This is a genomic window from Flavobacterium sp. Root420, from assembly GCF_001427905.1.
Lineage (GTDB): Bacteria > Bacteroidota > Bacteroidia > Flavobacteriales > Flavobacteriaceae > Flavobacterium.
Genome location: NZ_LMEF01000020.1, coordinates 1 through 16,307, shown reverse-complemented (window position 1 = coordinate 16,307; position 16,307 = coordinate 1). Strand labels below are relative to the sequence as shown.

At 37.5% G+C, this 16,307-nt stretch carries 9 protein-coding genes and 2 pseudogenes; 6 read left to right on the top strand and 5 right to left on the bottom strand.

Annotated features, from left to right (window positions below):
• From ASC72_RS11805 to ASC72_RS11790, 4 genes and pseudogenes are all read left to right on the top strand, one after another.
• Positions 1-1,349 (top strand): annotated as a pseudogene (locus ASC72_RS11805) (collagen-like protein); the annotation flags it as partial.
• Positions 1,350-1,356: 7 nt separating this feature from the next.
• Positions 1,357-2,613: a gliding motility-associated C-terminal domain-containing protein gene (locus ASC72_RS11800; RefSeq protein WP_056190954.1), complete on the top strand. Its 1,257-nt coding sequence runs from the start codon at positions 1,357-1,359 to the stop codon at positions 2,611-2,613.
• Positions 2,614-2,721: 108 nt separating this feature from the next.
• Positions 2,722-3,630 (top strand): type IX secretion system membrane protein PorP/SprF, encoded by a 909-nt coding sequence (locus ASC72_RS11795; RefSeq protein ID WP_056190952.1) that lies wholly within the window; start codon positions 2,722-2,724, stop codon positions 3,628-3,630.
• Positions 3,631-3,645: 15 nt separating this feature from the next.
• Positions 3,646-5,589, top strand: coding sequence for an OmpA family protein (locus ASC72_RS11790; protein ID WP_056190949.1), 1,944 nt, complete (start codon positions 3,646-3,648; stop codon positions 5,587-5,589).
• A 604-nt stretch (positions 5,590-6,193) separates the two neighbouring features.
• On the opposite strand, the gene ASC72_RS11785 is transcribed toward ASC72_RS11790, so the two are convergent.
• From ASC72_RS11785 to ASC72_RS11765, 5 genes are all read right to left on the bottom strand, one after another.
• Positions 6,194-7,279 carry a hypothetical protein gene (locus ASC72_RS11785; protein ID WP_056190946.1) on the bottom strand — a complete coding sequence of 362 codons (1,086 nt, stop codon included), beginning with the start codon at positions 7,277-7,279 and terminating at the stop codon, positions 6,194-6,196.
• Positions 7,280-7,286: 7 nt separating this feature from the next.
• Positions 7,287-8,303 (bottom strand): hypothetical protein, encoded by a 1,017-nt coding sequence (locus ASC72_RS11780; protein WP_056190944.1) that lies wholly within the window; start codon positions 8,301-8,303, stop codon positions 7,287-7,289.
• A gap of 6 nt (positions 8,304-8,309) precedes the next feature.
• Complete coding sequence (locus ASC72_RS11775; RefSeq protein WP_241775686.1) at positions 8,310-9,356, bottom strand: hypothetical protein; 1,047 nt, start codon at positions 9,354-9,356, stop codon at positions 8,310-8,312.
• A gap of 574 nt (positions 9,357-9,930) precedes the next feature.
• Positions 9,931-10,254: a hypothetical protein gene (locus tag ASC72_RS11770; RefSeq protein ID WP_131725811.1), complete on the bottom strand. Its 324-nt coding sequence runs from the start codon at positions 10,252-10,254 to the stop codon at positions 9,931-9,933.
• A gap of 162 nt (positions 10,255-10,416) precedes the next feature.
• Positions 10,417-11,961, bottom strand: coding sequence for a helix-turn-helix domain-containing protein (locus tag ASC72_RS11765; RefSeq protein WP_056190938.1), 1,545 nt, complete (start codon positions 11,959-11,961; stop codon positions 10,417-10,419).
• Between the two features lie 672 nt (positions 11,962-12,633).
• On the opposite strand from ASC72_RS11765, the pseudogene ASC72_RS24805 reads away from it, so the two are divergent.
• Positions 12,634-15,853: pseudogene (locus tag ASC72_RS24805) on the top strand (Ig-like domain-containing protein); the annotation flags it as partial.
• 2 nt (positions 15,854-15,855) lie between these two features.
• A partial coding sequence (locus ASC72_RS24370; RefSeq protein ID WP_206743212.1) for an Ig-like domain-containing protein occupies positions 15,856-16,307 on the top strand: 452 nt, incomplete at both ends.

Genomic DNA, 16,307 nt, shown 5'->3' with positions numbered 1-16,307 from the left:
CTAATGGAACAAATGGAGTTGATGGATCCAACGGAATTAACGGAGCAGATGGAAAAGGCATAGCCAGTACAACGGATAACGGAAACGGTACTTTTACGATTACTTATACWGACGGAACTACTTTTGTAACCTCAAACTTRACMGGACCACAGGGTRTTGCGGGAASTAATGGAACAAATGGAGTTGATGGAKCCAACGGAAYTAACGGAGCAGACGGAAAAGGTATCGCCAGTACAACGGATAACGGAAACGGTACTTTTACGATTACTTATACAGACGGAACTACTTTCGTAACTTCAAACTTAACCGGACCACAGGGTATTGCGGGAACTAATGGAACAAATGGAGTTGATGGAGGCAACGGAACTAACGGAGTAGATGGAAAAGGTATCGCCAGTACAACGGATAACGGAAACGGTACTTTTACGATCACTTATACAGACGGAACTACTTTCGTAACTTCTAACTTGACAGGACCGCAAGGTGTTGCGGGAACTAATGGAACAAATGGAGTTGATGGCGCAACAGGCTCACAAGGTCCTCAAGGTATATCCGGAACCAATGGAGTAGATGGTCAAGGTGGTGTAACTATTGCAGGAACTAATGTATCTGTTACGGGTTCAGGAACTATAGCGAGCCCTTATGTAGTAAATACTATTATACCTGGAACTACAAATACTTTAACGAATCCGAATAATACGATTACATCAGTTGTAAATGGAGTGAGTAGTACTGCTCCTGCGGTGAACAGTGTGTCAAATGCTTTTACATCAACGAATGGTTTATTATTAACAACGGTGAATGGTATAAATGGTGCGACAGTAGATTTAACACCACTTAAAGTAGAACCTTGGTTCAAGCAAAGTGCTATAGGTACCCAAGCTACACTTAATACTGAAGATATTTATATGATGGGCAAAGTAGCTATAGGACAAACAGCAATGTTTGGCATACCTGCAGATGAAATGCTTGCGGTAAACGGTTCTATCAGAACGGCAAGCAGTGTTTATGCCGATTATGTGTTTGAAGATTACTTTACCGGATCATCTGTAATAAAGGAAGATTATAAGTTTAAATCTTTAAACGAAGTAGAATATTATATTAAAGAAAACAAACATTTACCAGGTGTAACTTCTATTAAAGATCTTATAAAAACAAAAGATGGGTATTCATTCAACTTAACAGATTTATCGGTACAATCTTTAGAAAAAATAGAGGAATTATACTTATATGTAATTGAGCAGCAAAAACAAATAGATGCCAAAAATAAGGAGCTCGAAATACTTAAAGAAAATGCTAAATCAATGAATGAGAGATTGGAGAAATTGGAAAAATGTTTTCTAAAATAGTATCATTATGAAAATAGTAATTAATAAAAGCAGTTTTATCCTTGCCCTCTTATTTACTGCAGCATTGAATGCCCAAACGATTAATATTGGCGATTTATACATTACCCCGGGCAGTATCATGTCTACTGTGGGAGCAATGGATAACAAGAGTACCGGTAACTTTTTCAACGATGGGGATTTCTATGTGTACAGTCATTATAATAATGATGGACTTGTAACTTTTACCACAGGTTCTACAACAGGCATAACACGCATGCGAGGACAACTTGGCTATCAGGATATATCGGGGAATATGCCTATGGAATGGTACGATGGAGAGTTTTATAATAGTAATGTACAACCTGCTTTTCATTTGTCTAATGAAGTAAGTATATCAGGAACATCAGATTTTCAGCAGGGAATTGTAGATGATGATAATTATGGAGGATTACTCATTTTTGAGAATGCAGCAAATCATATTAATGTTGATAAAAACAGTCATGTTGATGGTTTTGTCCGTAAAAACGGGAATGATGCTTTTCAGTTTCCTATCGGAGATAAAGGACAGTTTCGATATGCCTCTATATCAGCACCAGACAATACTTCGGATACTTTTAGGAGTAAATATTTTCTGGAAAATTCAAATGCGTTGTATCCTCATGCGGATAGAACAGGAATCATTGATCTAATCGATAATCAGGAATATTGGACAATTGACAGGACGAATGGGGAAAGTCCTGTTCTTTTGACCTTATCGTGGAATGAAGAGACGACACCTAAAGCTATATATGCAGCACCTTATGACGAAATACATATTGTCCGCTGGGATGCCAGTCGGAAATTATGGATTGACGAGGGAGGTGCAGCCAATCCTGCGACAAAAGAAGTAACTAGTGTGGTAACCCCTTCAGGATATGGAATTTTTACTTTAGCGCGAATTTTTGGAGAGAAAATCATATCGCCATGCAACGCCCTTGTTGTTTATAATGCATTATCGCTTAACGGTGATAATAAAAATGAATACTTTAAAATTGATGGGTTGACAGAATGTTCATCTGATAATACAGTTGAAATATACAATCGTTGGGGGGTAAAAGTTTTTGAGACCCATAACTATGATTCCAATGGAAATGTTTTTAGAGGATACTCTGATGGCAGGGTGACTGTTTCCAAAAATGAACTTTTACCGGCAGGTACTTATTTTTATATTTTAAATATTAAGTATTCGGGTACTAGCCCCCAAACCATAAAGAAAGCGGGATATCTGTACATCAACAGAAGATAATTTGTTTTAAGAGACTAAAAATGAAACAAATTAGACCAAAGACACAACTAATATATTTCTGCACTATGATTGGGTACTGAATAGTGACGAATTATTAAACATAAAAATATGAAAACAAAATTTTTGATAGTGGCAATCATGCTAACAGGATTTCTTTGTACTGCACAGCAAGATGCCCAATACACCCAGTACATGTACAATACCATTAACGTTAATCCAGCGTATGCAGGATCAAGAGGTGTTCTGAGTGCCTTTATTTTACACCGGACACAATGGGTTGGATTAGATGGGGCACCGGTTACCAATGCTGCCTCTATCAATACTCCACTCAATAATAACTTAGGACTGGGAGTATCTTTTGTGGGTGATCGTATTGGACCAACAGTAGAGAACACGGCTTCAATAGACCTGTCTTACACGATTCCGGTATCAGAAGAGTTTAAGTTATCATTTGGAATCAAAACAACTGCTAATTTTTTTAATTTAGATATTAATAAATTGAATCCTCAATATCAGGGAGATGAAGAATTTCAAAACCTGAATAATAATTTTACCCCTAATATAGGAGCAGGGCTTTACCTTCATTCGGATCAGTCCTATTTTGGAGTATCGATTCCCAATTTCTTTGAAACGAAACGATATAACGATAATACTGTAGCCATTAATAAAGAGCATATGAATTTATATGTAATAGGTGGGCATGTATTTGATTTGACTCCGGATATAAAGTTTAAACCGGCTTTTTTAGCTAAAACGGTAGAAGGAGCACCATTACAAGTAGACCTGTCGGGTAATTTTATGATAAACGAAAAATTTGTTGCCGGACTGGCCTATAGATGGAGTGCTTCGGTAAGTGCTATGGTAGGATTCCAGGCAAGTGATTCGTGGTTCATTGGTTATGGATACGATTTGGAAACCACAAAATTAGCCAATTACAATTCAGGCTCTCACGAAATATTTTTACGCTATGAGCTTTTCAATCAATCTGATAAAATTATATCTCCGAGATTTTTTTAATACGATCCTATCATGATGAAAACACAAATACAAATGTTAATACGGACTGCTTTTTTAAGCCTAATTGTTGCTCAGGGATATGGGCAAAAAGCAAAATTAGCTTCCGCCGATAAGGAATATAATAATTATGCCTACATAGACGCAATAAAAACCTATGAACGCATTGCTGACAAGGGGTATCAAACGGCAGAGCTGTTTCAAAAGCTGGGTAATGCCTATTATTTTAATGCCGACTTTGTTAAAGCAGAAAAGTGGTATAGTGAACTCTTTGCAATGAGCAATGATCAGGACGCTGAATATTATTATCGTTATGCACAATGCTTAAAATCAGTTGATCAATACGACAAAGCCGATAAAATGATGTCCCAATTCAACAAAAAATCAGGAAATGATGAGCGGGCAAAACTATTTGACAAAAACAGAAATTATTTAGAAATAATCAAAGCCAATTCAGGTCGCTATACCATTGAGGATGCTGGAATTAATTCGGAATATTCAGATTATGGAAGTTCCTTTTCGAAAGAGAAGCTAATATTTGCCTCGGCAAGAGACACAGGTGGGGTTTCCAAGAAAATCTTCAAATGGACAAATCAATCGTTTACCAATTTATACGAATCAACAGTAGACTCAAACGGGAAATTAAGCCAACCCAAACGTTTCCAGAGGAGTATAAATTCCAAATATCACGAATCAACGCCTGTTTTTACCAAAGATGGTACCACCATGTATTTTACCAGAAACAATTATTTAGACGGTAAAAAAGGTAAAGACGGCAATAAAGTTATCCTGCTGAAAATATACAAAGCCACTCAAAAAGAAGGGAAATGGACAGATGTTATTGCATTGCCATTAAATAGTGAACAATTCAGTGTAGCACATCCCGCACTTAGTCCTGATGAGAAAGCATTATATTTTGCTTCGGACATGCCTGGCACTTTAGGGCAATCTGATTTATTTAAAGTTGCCATCAACAAAGATGGAAGTTTTGGTGCACCGGTAAATTTAGGAGTTTCTGTCAATACCCCTGGAAGAGAAACTTTTCCATTTATTAGTGCTGATAATGAATTGTACTATGCTACAGACGGACGGCCTGGATTGGGAGGATTAGATATTTTTGTATCCAAAATAGGAGAAGATGGAGTCCTGGAAGAATCTCAAAATGTTGGGGCACCTGTTAATGGTAGGACTGACGATTTTGCATTATTGATAGACAATGTGAGCAGATCCGGATTTTTTACTTCCAATAGAGAAGGAGGTAAGGGATATGATGATATTTATAAATTTATAGAAACCAGAAAACTAATTTGTGAACAGGAATTGTCAGGAGTAGTAAAGGATCTGGATACTGGCGAACTATTATCCAATACTGAGGTTATACTACTAGATCATAATTTTAAAGAACTAAAACGAATATTCAGCGATGATAAAGGTTATTATACATTTGAAGTAACTTGTGGAGAAACGTATTATGTACGAGCCAGTAAACCGGAATATAATACAAATGAACAGAAAATCAGCGTTACTAAAGAAACAGGAAAAACAGATGTGTCAATAGCATTAGAGAAAAAAGTAAAATCGGTAAAAGTAGGAGATGATTTAGCCAAAGTATTTGGGATAAAGGTTATTTATTTTGATCTGGATAAATCATTTATAAGAAAGGATGCCGCTTATGAGCTGGAAAAAATACTGATTGTGATGGAAGAGAATCCAATGATGAAAATCGATGTCCGTTCGCATACAGATAGTCGCCAAACTCATAAATACAATGTGGCCTTATCTGATAGAAGAGCAAAATCTACTATAGCCTGGCTGGAGAAAAACGGAATTGATCCGGGCAGACTAACAGGAAAGGGGTATGGTGAAACACAGCTGGTTAACAAATGCTCCGACGGAGTTTCATGCACCGAGGCAGAACATCAAGCAAACAGACGCAGTGAGTTTATTATTACTTCGATGTAATAAAATTTAAATTATTATGGATAATTATGAGTTGTTATTTTATTATAGCAGCTCTTTTTTTTTTGATTCTTCCATAATCATATTTACTGGTAGGTCAATTTGCTAAAGGATTAAATGATAGTACTTACGACGCATATTTGAGTAATCAAACAACAGTTAAATGTAGTAAAGTTTATAGCTGGTAATCATATGAAAGTGTAACTGAAAAAATACCTTTTTTCAAAAGTTTGGTTTATAAAAGCATTTTAGTAATTTTTGAAATGACCAAAACTAGCGGTAAATGTTTATCTCAAATTCAAACTAAAATTACTGAACAGTGGTTTTATATAAAAATATATAAGAATTACTTTTTTTTTTGAATAATTTACACAAAATATTTACCATATTATATCACCAAATAAATGAGTTGGAAAATGCTGATTTTATTAAAACACTAATGCTGCAGAACTACAAAAAACAAAAAACATTCTAAAAGTGTGTAAGATTATCTATAGTTATGAATGGCTGAGTAGATAAAAATCGATTTTCACCAATTTTTTTCTCCCAATTAGAGTTGAAGTGTTAATAATTTAGATAGATTCTCTTTGTATGATCATGAAGATAATTATTGTCCGAGATAAACAAAATAATTAAAATTTAAGGCTTGGGGTGTTATGTTGAAAGGTGTGTTGTTACCTCCGGTATTCAAAGAAAAGGTATGACTATGAGAAGTAGAAGTTGTGTTTTGCGGATAATTTGCTGCTGTAAACCTAGGGCCAGCTAGCCAGAATACATGGATATTATTCCCCCCGGTTACGGAAGGAGAAAGAATTCTTGTATTTTGAAAAGTAAAGGTGTGGGCATGTGCGCCTGCAGCAGCTGCGGTCGCTGTTAAAGTTGTGCGAACAGCAGGCAAACCTGTAGGTGCATGGGGCAGGTTGGCATTTACCAATGCTACCGTATTGCTGCCTGCTGTATTACCCGTTGTTGAAGTTGTTCCCATCGAATATCGACCGGCTGCATTGGGAAGATTGGTGATGCTTCCAAGTGCACTGGCCGCATTAGTCTGTGCATTGGCAGGCAGTGTACTAATGCTTCTTCCGTCCAGTAAATACCAACCATCATGATCTGTTGTTGAGTAAGAAGGCTTGACATCTCCGTAATCAAAAAATACATCATTATGCATCAATACACCATTGGAGTCGGAAATTACAGCTTTAGCAGCTGCTAAAGCCTGGGTTTTTACGTTTCCATTTACATCCAGTGTATTGGTTGGTGAGTTAGTATTGATACCCACAACAGGATTGTTTCCATTGAGGTACAATAAATTAGATCCAAAATTTAAAAACTTTCCGTCCTGGTCAACTACCCTTTGCGAAGTTAAGGTACCGTCTACAGTATAAATATTAGCTGCAACGGCTGAGTTTCCTGCAATAGGTACCCAAACCCCGGATTGATAAAACCAAAACCCTGATTTGTTAACAACAGTTCCATTACCTGACAGGGAATACACCAGTTCAGATTCATCCGGACTGGCAATGGCTTCAACCTGAAGTGCTGTCATGCGGGGAATTAATATCCCGTGAGCAGTAGAAACAATGTCCAGTACTGCTTGCGGATTGATGGTGCCAATACCGACTGGAGTTCCCTGTGAATAACAGAATGCTCCGTTTAACAGTATGATACATAAATATAAAATGGCTTTTTTCATAAGTTTATTATTGACTTAAATAAATGAAGTACGTGAAAGTAATATATTCAGGCAGGATGTTGAAAGGCGTGTTACTTCCTCCTGTATTGAAACTAAGAGCATGGCCATGGTCAGCAGCTGCATCGACAGCAACGTTGTTGGTGCTTTCAACAGGCCCTCCAGTCCTGACAACCAGATTGTTTCCACCTGGTGCCCAGTCCATACCCCATCCCCCGGAACCAAAAGTATGGGTGTGGGCTGCAGCGGTACTAGTTGTGCCACTCATAGTAAAGTTAGGCATGTTAACCTTCGTTAAAGTATAAGTATTAGCACCTCCAGTAGCAAATGGAGTTCCTTGTTTCATCATGCGGCTGTCAGCATTAGCCAATGTACCGCTAAGTCCTATGGCAGCCGCATTGGCCTGCGCCGCTGCTGGGAGTGTATTGAGAGCACGTCCATCCAACTTATACCAGCCATTGTGGTCGGCCGTTCGTAATGATTCCTTAACTGTTCCATAGGCAAACTTGGGTCCTATGGCTAGTGTTCCGTTAGATAGAGCCACTACATTTCCTGCAGTCAGGTTTCTGACACGTACATTGCCTTTGACCTCTGCCGTGGTGGTGGGAGCATTTTCGCCCATTCCAATTCGCTGGGTTGCAGCTTTTAGTGCGAGCTTGTTTGGATCAAAATTTAAATTGTGACCATTTAGATTTACTGAACGATCAGCTTCCAGTGTACCATCGACGGTATAGATATTCTGAGGAGCAGGCAGACTAGCTTTTAAAGGTCTCCAAATCGCACCATCATAATACCAAAATCCAATATCATTAATGGTAGTTCCATTAGCAGTGGTAGAATAGGCAAGCTCTCCTAGAGCCGGTGCGGGAATATTTTCAGCCTGAATTGCTGTCATCCTTGGAATCAGTATCCCACTAGTAGTTGAAACGATATCCAGTCTTGCCTGTGGTGTAATAGTATTGATTCCGGTCTGGGCTTTGACGATTGCCATCGCAAACAACAGAAATAAAGTAATTTTTTTTTTCATAATCCTTTATTTTCCTAAATAAATAAAATAGTTAAATTGAATATTGGAGGGATTTAAAGCAAAAGGTGTATTGGAACCTCCTGAAGGCATTGTTACCGTATGGGAATGCGCTCCGTTACTGGAACTAGTATAGGTCTGATTGCTGTTGGTAGATCCTGCTTGTGATCCTCCCGCTAATTGCATCCCCCAAGTGTTACCGGGAGCCGTATTAACAGCATTAGTTCCCAGAGCTGTAAATGTATGTGATTGAAAGAGCGTGAAGGTTCCGGTATAGGTAATATTTGGAAAATTAGTCCGTAGTAGCGTAACACTGGCTGCTCCGGTTATTGTACCGGCTGTGCCTTGCTTTATGTACAATCCTGCTGCATTAGGCAGGTTTCCGGAGATGCCCAAAAGACCAGCTTGCGTTTGTGCAGTAGCAGGCAGTGTGTTGATAGCTCTCCCATTTAGCAAATACCAGCCATCATGGTCTGCTGAAAGGTAAGAAAAACGGATGTCTCCATATTTATGAACAAGCCCGTTATCATTAGAAAGTTCTCCTTGTGCTGTAGTCACCACGTTGCCCTGAACCAGGTTGCGAATTCTCATAGTACCGTTTACATCCAGGTTTTCTGTGGGTTGGTCTGTATTGATTCCGATGTTGCCATTGCCTCCATTAATAAAAAGCTTCCCTGCCCCGAAATTTAAATTTTTTCCGTCGAGTGTAACGGTTCTGTCTGCGAGCAAAGCTCCATCACTATTGTAGATATTTTGGCCTGTACTGCTTACTGCGATAAGCGGAGCCCAAAGAGAGCCAGTGTAATACCAAAATCCGGTCTGGTTCACAGTAGCTCCTGTTGCCGACGTGCTAAAAACCAATTCGCTTTCATGTGGAGTACTGATTTGTTCTATCTGCAAAGCTGTCATTCGGGGAATCAATATTCCGCTTTCTTCAGATTTCACCTCAAGAATTGCATTTGGAGTAGTCGTTCCTATACCTGTTTGAGCACTCGACAGGTGAGTTAATCCAAGGAAGACAAACAATAACATCATTTTTGTTTTCTTTGCTTTCATGTTTTTATATTCATTTAACCAACAATAATGCTGGCTTATAATTTTGTTTTTCAAAATATAATTGACAAAGTTTATAAGATTTTGTTTTTTTCTAGAATAGAAAAGTTATAAGTTAATTCTTATTCAGGGATAAAATTACTTATAATGAAATCATAATAATGTAGAATGTTTAATAGCGTAATGTAGAATTAATTCTACATCAGAAGTAAGTCAAAAGTACCAATGGGAATTGTAAAATAATTGCTTAGATCGAAAAATAAAACCTTGTATAGTAATGATTTTGCTTAGAAGAAGTCTAGTAAGCATATTAAGAATAATCTAGGGTATAATCTTTTGAGATTATTCTCCGTTTAACTCATCGAACCCCTCATTACTTTTATGATGAAAAGCATGGTCAATTTAATCTTTTTTTCTAGGTAAGAGCCAAAAAGCTAAAAATATAATTCTTTTAGTTTAGTTTTAGGTTGCTGAACAGATACCTATATAAACTTCCGGCTATCGAAAACGCGATTTAGATTAGCGTGGCTTACGGTCAGAATCATTGTATTTCTGCTGATCGAAATTCACCCAATAGCTATTTTTGATCATTGGGGAATCTTTCTTTTGCTGTAGAAAAATAAAGTCTTTTCTCTTTTTGATGTACGAGTGGGCAGAATTCTGCACGACCTGAATTAATCGAGTATTGGGAATTGTTACCAGAATCTAATTTTGAGTGATCATCATTGTCAATTGTATATAGGGCTATTTTTAAGAGCTTTTTCCCGCTATACGTTCCAATCTTTTGTGCCCAGCCTCGGCACAAAAGGATTTCACTGCTATCGGGGCTAAGAGCTGCTGCGTAAGCTATTTTGTCTCTGGAGCATTGCACATTCGAAATCATTGAGGTAGTTCTAATCAATACTGAATTTTTAGTTTTTTTTAGATACAAGGTGCCACTATTCTGTTACAAAGCCTATAGTTGTTTTTTTTCCACTATGTAATCAAATTCGTAAAACACCAATATTATGATGACATGGTATAGTCAGGGAATAGAGATCAGGCAGTTTAACGCCGACCGCCATTAATTCTTAAATTTTCCTTCTTGTTCCTTCTGCAAATAAGTAATAAAATTTAAAGGCGATACTCCTGTCACTTTTTTAAACGCGGTCGTGAATCTGCTATGCGATAAAAAGCCTGCCTGATCAGCGAGATAACTTATCTTATACTTTAAATAACTCGGATCACTTTTTAAACGATCTACAATATAATTTATTCGCAATTCATTTATATAGCTTCCAAAATCCTTCGATTTGTGTTTATTGATGACATATGACAAGTAACGGTGATTAGTGTTGAGAATGCCAGCTGCTACATTTAGCGATATCTCCTTGTTTAGGAAAAGATCCGTCTTTTCGAACTCCTTCACACTTTTTAAAATTTCATTTTCAGTTGTCTCTGACATAAGCTGTTTGCTGATTTCTTTCTGGGGGGGAATTAGAGGTTCAGGATCGCTGTCAACTTTATTAATATATATCTTGAACTTTTTATGATCCTGATTCCTTTTATAGATATAGATTCCTGCAGTGATTAAAATAACGAGTATGCAAATACCAATAAGTAAGTATGTACTTTTTTGATAATTGGATTTGCTGTCCAATTGTTTTTTACGTAGCGTTTTTATTAAATCATCGGCAATAATTTTCCTGTTGTGTTCTTCTTCCTTGTTTAACTTTATATTCATTTCATTATATGTAATATATTTTTTATTGTCAGTCTTTTTATAGAACTGTAATAAAGAGTTATATACTTCCTGCTTTAATGTAAAGAAATTAGAGGCTATTGCAATCTCCTCTGCTTTTTTATAATATAATGTAGCCATTGACAAGTTTCCTAACTGCGCATAAAGATTTGCAAGTCCGTTATACAAAAAACCTTTAAGAGGACTATTCGGATACTGGGAGGCCTCTAGTTCCCTTAGAGATTTCTTATAGTTAATTAATGCTGAATCCGCCTTATGAAGAGAAAGATAATTTTTAGCAATAAGTTCGTCATTTGCAGCGATCTGGAAATTCTTATCGAAACTTGTGCCCGCTTTTTCAAAAAGTTTATTCCCTGATTTAAGGCTTTTAATAGCTTTTGAGTACTGGGAAGAATGCATATGATAATAGGCCACTTCTTGAGATAAGATGCCTAGAAATTTATACACTAAGTTTTTATCTTCAATTTTTTGACTCACTGCGACTGCTTTTTGCAAATGTATTGTTCCTAAGCTGTAAATTTCGTTTTCACGGTATAGGGTCGAGAGGAACCCATTTATGCGTGCCAGCAGATTATAATCCTTAGCTATATCAGCTAAACTATCGGCACGCTTTAAAGAAGATATTGCTTCATTTCGCAAACCGTACTGACGTAAGAGAGTTGCCTTCAGCATGGAAGCCTTAATTCTTTCTGAACTACTATTTGAAATCTTGTAAAGATAATCAGTATTGCTTAAAGCTTTTTTTGGATCGGAACTCAGTAAATCTTGCGCTGTTTTAGAAAAAATACTGTCGTATTTTGAATTCTGGGAGAAATTATTTTGAGAAAAAATAATTATAAATAGGAAGAGAAAAGATTTTAAGTGCATATAGAATAGTTTTTTGAATTTTCAATTTATATTAGAAAATTCTGGATTTTGGAGATTAATGTAAATAAAAGTCAGGCTGATAATTTTTTAATGTAGTAATTTAATATAGTTATGTTTATAGAAGTTATTCGGATTTGCATCAGGTGTATCGGTTATCTGCAATGATACTCTAAAATAGTCAATATTTTTATCATACCAAAAAAGTTAATTGCATTTTAACAACAATTTATTTTAATGTTAGGAATTTATTTTATTAAATTCTTCTGCTAATTTGTTGAGCTATATATGAACAAATCCATAGGCTTGAAACTTCATAAAGTTATACAATATCCTTATCGAAAACTAATTTAACAGACTCATCCAATAAAATTCTTTTTTTCTGCAATCATTGTTCCAGATGATCTAGATGATTTAATGCATCTAATAAGAAATGCTATTGTTTATGATAATTATATTATCAGAGTTAGATTACAGTATGTGAATTAATGGATTTAACTCTTCATTTTTCTTGTTTTAGCCAATATGCTTTATATCAGTTGATTAAATACTGGTGACTTTGTGGATATTTTACCAATTGCTTAATACGTAAAGCATGACATCATTTTTTGAAGTAAGTAATAGGTAGTTTCGCGCCGAATTTTTAATAGCTAAATTAAATTCAATTTTATAATAATGCCACGTTACTATTTCCAGTTACAAGGGCAGTTTTATAAAACTTTAGAAAGTGTATATGTCCAGAATTTATTCCTGCTATTGCTAAAATACTTAACTATGATAAAAAAATTACCTAAAAGTTTATTGTTCTTAATTTTACTGCTTTTTGTGGTGTTTAAGGGAAATGCGCAATATTCAACGAGTCATTATATCGCGCCGTCTCCCTGGCAATACTGGAGTAATGCCAATGAAATTGTCCTTACTACTGAATCCACTACTACAGTTACAGTAACTTTAAAGAAAAGCGATGGCACCCTTCTGGCAACCCGCACGCTTACTTCTGCAGCACCTGATGTATATCGTTTCGTGGGATCGCCTTGGCTATTAAATAGTAATCCTGTTAATAGCGTTCTAAATGATAGAGGACTAATAGTAGAAAGTACAGGAGGCAAAGTTTCCGTAAATCTAAGAAACGTAGCTTCGGATCAGGCTAATGGCAGTGGTGGTGATACTTCAGGAGCAACCATAAAAGGAAATGCTTCTCTGGTGAGCTTTGGTAATGAGGGACGAGGTACATCTTTCCGATTAGGGTATTATAGAACGAACTTTACCGGTATTCAGGGTTTTAACGGGGCATTAAATAGACCTGTATATTCGGTAATGGCAATTGATGATAATACACAGGTAAAGCTAAATGGGGCAGATCTGGTATTATTAAATAAAGGACAAAGTTATTTATTTCAGCCTGCGGGTACTGGAGATTTGTTAGAAGCTAATAAACCAGTTGTTGCTAATACGGGTGCTTATACAGATGCGCCGGGAGGATGCGGCGATGGAGCGGTAGATCAAATGGCACCGGTAAGTATACTTGGAATGCGTTATATCGTAATTCGCGGAAGCGGTACTGCCGGGACGGGAACTAATTTACCTGAACAATCTACAATAGTTGCCACTGAGGCAAATACTCAAGTTAAGGTATCTAATTACAATCAAAGTGGAGTCTTTATTAATACAGTAACATATACTCTTCCAGCTGGGGGAAGTTTTCAATCGATTCACCACGGAAACGCCACTAATAGTTACTCTTCTTCAATAATTGAATCCGATAAACCTATTGCGGTCTATTCTGGATCAGCACAGACGTGTGAGGTTGATATTGCAACGGTACTTCCTGTTGGAGGATGTTCGGGGTCAAAATGGACTTCCACTAGTGAATTTAAAGGTTATAATAATCAAGTATTGCCCTATTTTGGATTTGTACTGGTAGAATCTTCATCTGCTGCTGTTTTTGTAAATGGATCAAATATTGAAACAACTACAGGTAATTTACGTTTTCAGTTAGGTACCACAGGAGTTTATCTAATTCGTTTTGACAATTTACAAATTAGTAATCCTGCAACTATTACCGTTACCTCTACGGCAAGAATGAATGTTGGTATAGTCCAGCAAGGTGGAGGATTCTCTATGTCAGGATTCTTTTCTTCATTTAATGAAACTCCGGCTTTACCCGAAGTTACAAAGGACAGTAATGGATGTGCTATCAATATTATAACTGCAGACCCAGGGTTGCAGCCCTATCAATGGTATCTTGACGGAGTTCTAATACCAGGAGCAACCAACCAATCTATAGTTCCTATAAAAACGGGAAATTATTCAATTACTGGTACACGTGATTGTGGTGTTACCGGAAAATCTGCAGCGGTTTATGTTGCTGTTTGCGGCGATCGTGAAGTAATAAAGTCCGTTGCAAATGGAACTCTTCCCAATGAGGTTGTATTTTCTGTTACTGCCAAAAATAATGGACCAAATGTAGATCAAAATGTTAAAGTTACTGATCTTTTGCCTAGTGGTTACACTTTTGTTTCTGCAGTGCCTGGTATTGGAACTTACAATGCAGTTACCGGAGTCTGGAATGTTGGTAACCTCGCTGTAGATGCAAGTGCTTTGTTAACAATTACTGCAACTATAAAGGGTACAGGTGCAGTAACAAATTCCGCCACGATAACGGGGGATAATATCGACTTTACTTTAGGTAATGACACTGATATTGCTACTCCTTTGGCAGAAATAAAACTTCTTAAAACAGCAAGGACAGGATTATATAACAAGGCAGGAGATGTAATTACTTATGATTTAGTGCTTACAAATACTGGAAAAGTACCGGTTATAAACATAAATATTACTGATGCTAATGCAGATGCTGGAAGTATATCTCCTGCAACTGTAGCATCAATTCTTCCGGGTGCGTCAGTAAATATTACAGCTACTCATACAGTTGTAGAAGCTGATCTTATAGCAGGAAAAGTTATAAATTCTGCAAATGCAACCGGAGTAGATGGTAGTAATAATCCAGTATCGGATGACTCAGGTACTAATATAGGTAATGACACTCCAACAGAGACAGAAACTAAATCTGTGATTGTTGCTAATAATAATACCGCAACTACTAATGAGGATACAGCAGTAACCGTTAATGTAACAACCAATGATACAAATGTTGGTGGAACCACCGATGTAGCAACTGTAGATCTGGATCCTGCTACCACGGGAATTCAAACGACTTTCAGCGTTACAGGCGAGGGAAGCTACAGCGTGGATAATACAGGTGTGGTAACATTTACCCCTGAGCCAAATTACAATGGAACTGCTACGCCAATCAACTATACTGTAAACAACAATCATGGAGTTGTATCCAATATCGCTACATTAAGCATCACGGTGACAGCTGTAAATGATGCCCCGGTTGCAGTGGACGATATATATACGGTTGCAGAAGATGCAACGGTAACACTAAACCCGCTTGCCCTGGATACGGACCTTGACGGAGATACACTGACTGTAACTTCAATCAATGGAACGGCTTTAACGGGTGCAGCACAAACAATCACAGTTACAAACGGAACAGTAAACATCTCGGCTACGGGAGTGATTACCTTCACACCTAATGCGAACTATAACTCGGCAACGGCCATCAGCATCCCTTATGTGATCAGCGATGGAACCGCTACGGCTACAGCCAATGAGCTTATCACAGTTACGGCTGTCAATGATACTCCTGTTGCAGTTGACGAYAKCTACACGGTTGCAGAAGATGCAACAGTTACGCTAAAYCCACTGGCTTTRGATACGGATCTTGACGGAGATACATTAACAATTACATCTATCAACGGAACTGCCTTAACWGGCGGTGTTCAAACCATAACAGTTACAAACGGAACGGTAAACATCTCGGCTACGGNNACAGGCGGTGTTCAAACCATAACAGTTACAAACGGAACGGTAAACATCTCGGCTACGGGAGTGATTACCTTCACACCGGATGCCAACTATAACTCGGCWACGGCCATCAGCATCCCTTATGTGATCAGCGATGGAACCGCTACGGCTACAGCCAATGAGCTTATCAAGGTGACAGCTGTCAATGATACTCCTGTTGCAGTTGACGACAGCTACACGGTTGCAGAAGATGCAACAGTAACATTAAACCCGCTTGCCCTGGATACGGATCTTGACGGAGATACATTAACAATTATATCTATCAACGGAACKGCYTTAACAGGCGGTGTTCAAACCATAACAGTTACAAACGGAACRGTAAACATCTCGGCTACGGGAGTGATTACCTTCACACCKRATGCSAACTATAACTCGGCAACGGCCATCAGCATCCCTTATGTGATCAGCGATGGAAC

Bases quoted from the DNA above. Each gene is read 5' to 3' on its own strand.
- ASC72_RS11800 (WP_056190954.1), top strand. From the start codon at position 1,357: ATGAAAATAGTAATTAATAAAAGCAGTTTTATCCTTGCCCTCTTATTT.
- ASC72_RS11795 (WP_056190952.1), top strand. From the start codon at position 2,722: ATGAAAACAAAATTTTTGATAGTGGCAATCATGCTAACAGGATTTCTT.
- ASC72_RS11790 (WP_056190949.1), top strand. From the start codon at position 3,646: ATGAAAACACAAATACAAATGTTAATACGGACTGCTTTTTTAAGCCTA.
- ASC72_RS11785 (WP_056190946.1), bottom strand. From the start codon at position 7,279: ATGAAAAAAGCCATTTTATATTTATGTATCATACTGTTAAACGGAGCA.
- ASC72_RS11780 (WP_056190944.1), bottom strand. From the start codon at position 8,303: ATGAAAAAAAAAATTACTTTATTTCTGTTGTTTGCGATGGCAATCGTC.
- ASC72_RS11775 (WP_241775686.1), bottom strand. From the start codon at position 9,356: ATGAAAGCAAAGAAAACAAAAATGATGTTATTGTTTGTCTTCCTTGGA.
- ASC72_RS11765 (WP_056190938.1), bottom strand. From the start codon at position 11,961: ATGCACTTAAAATCTTTTCTCTTCCTATTTATAATTATTTTTTCTCAA.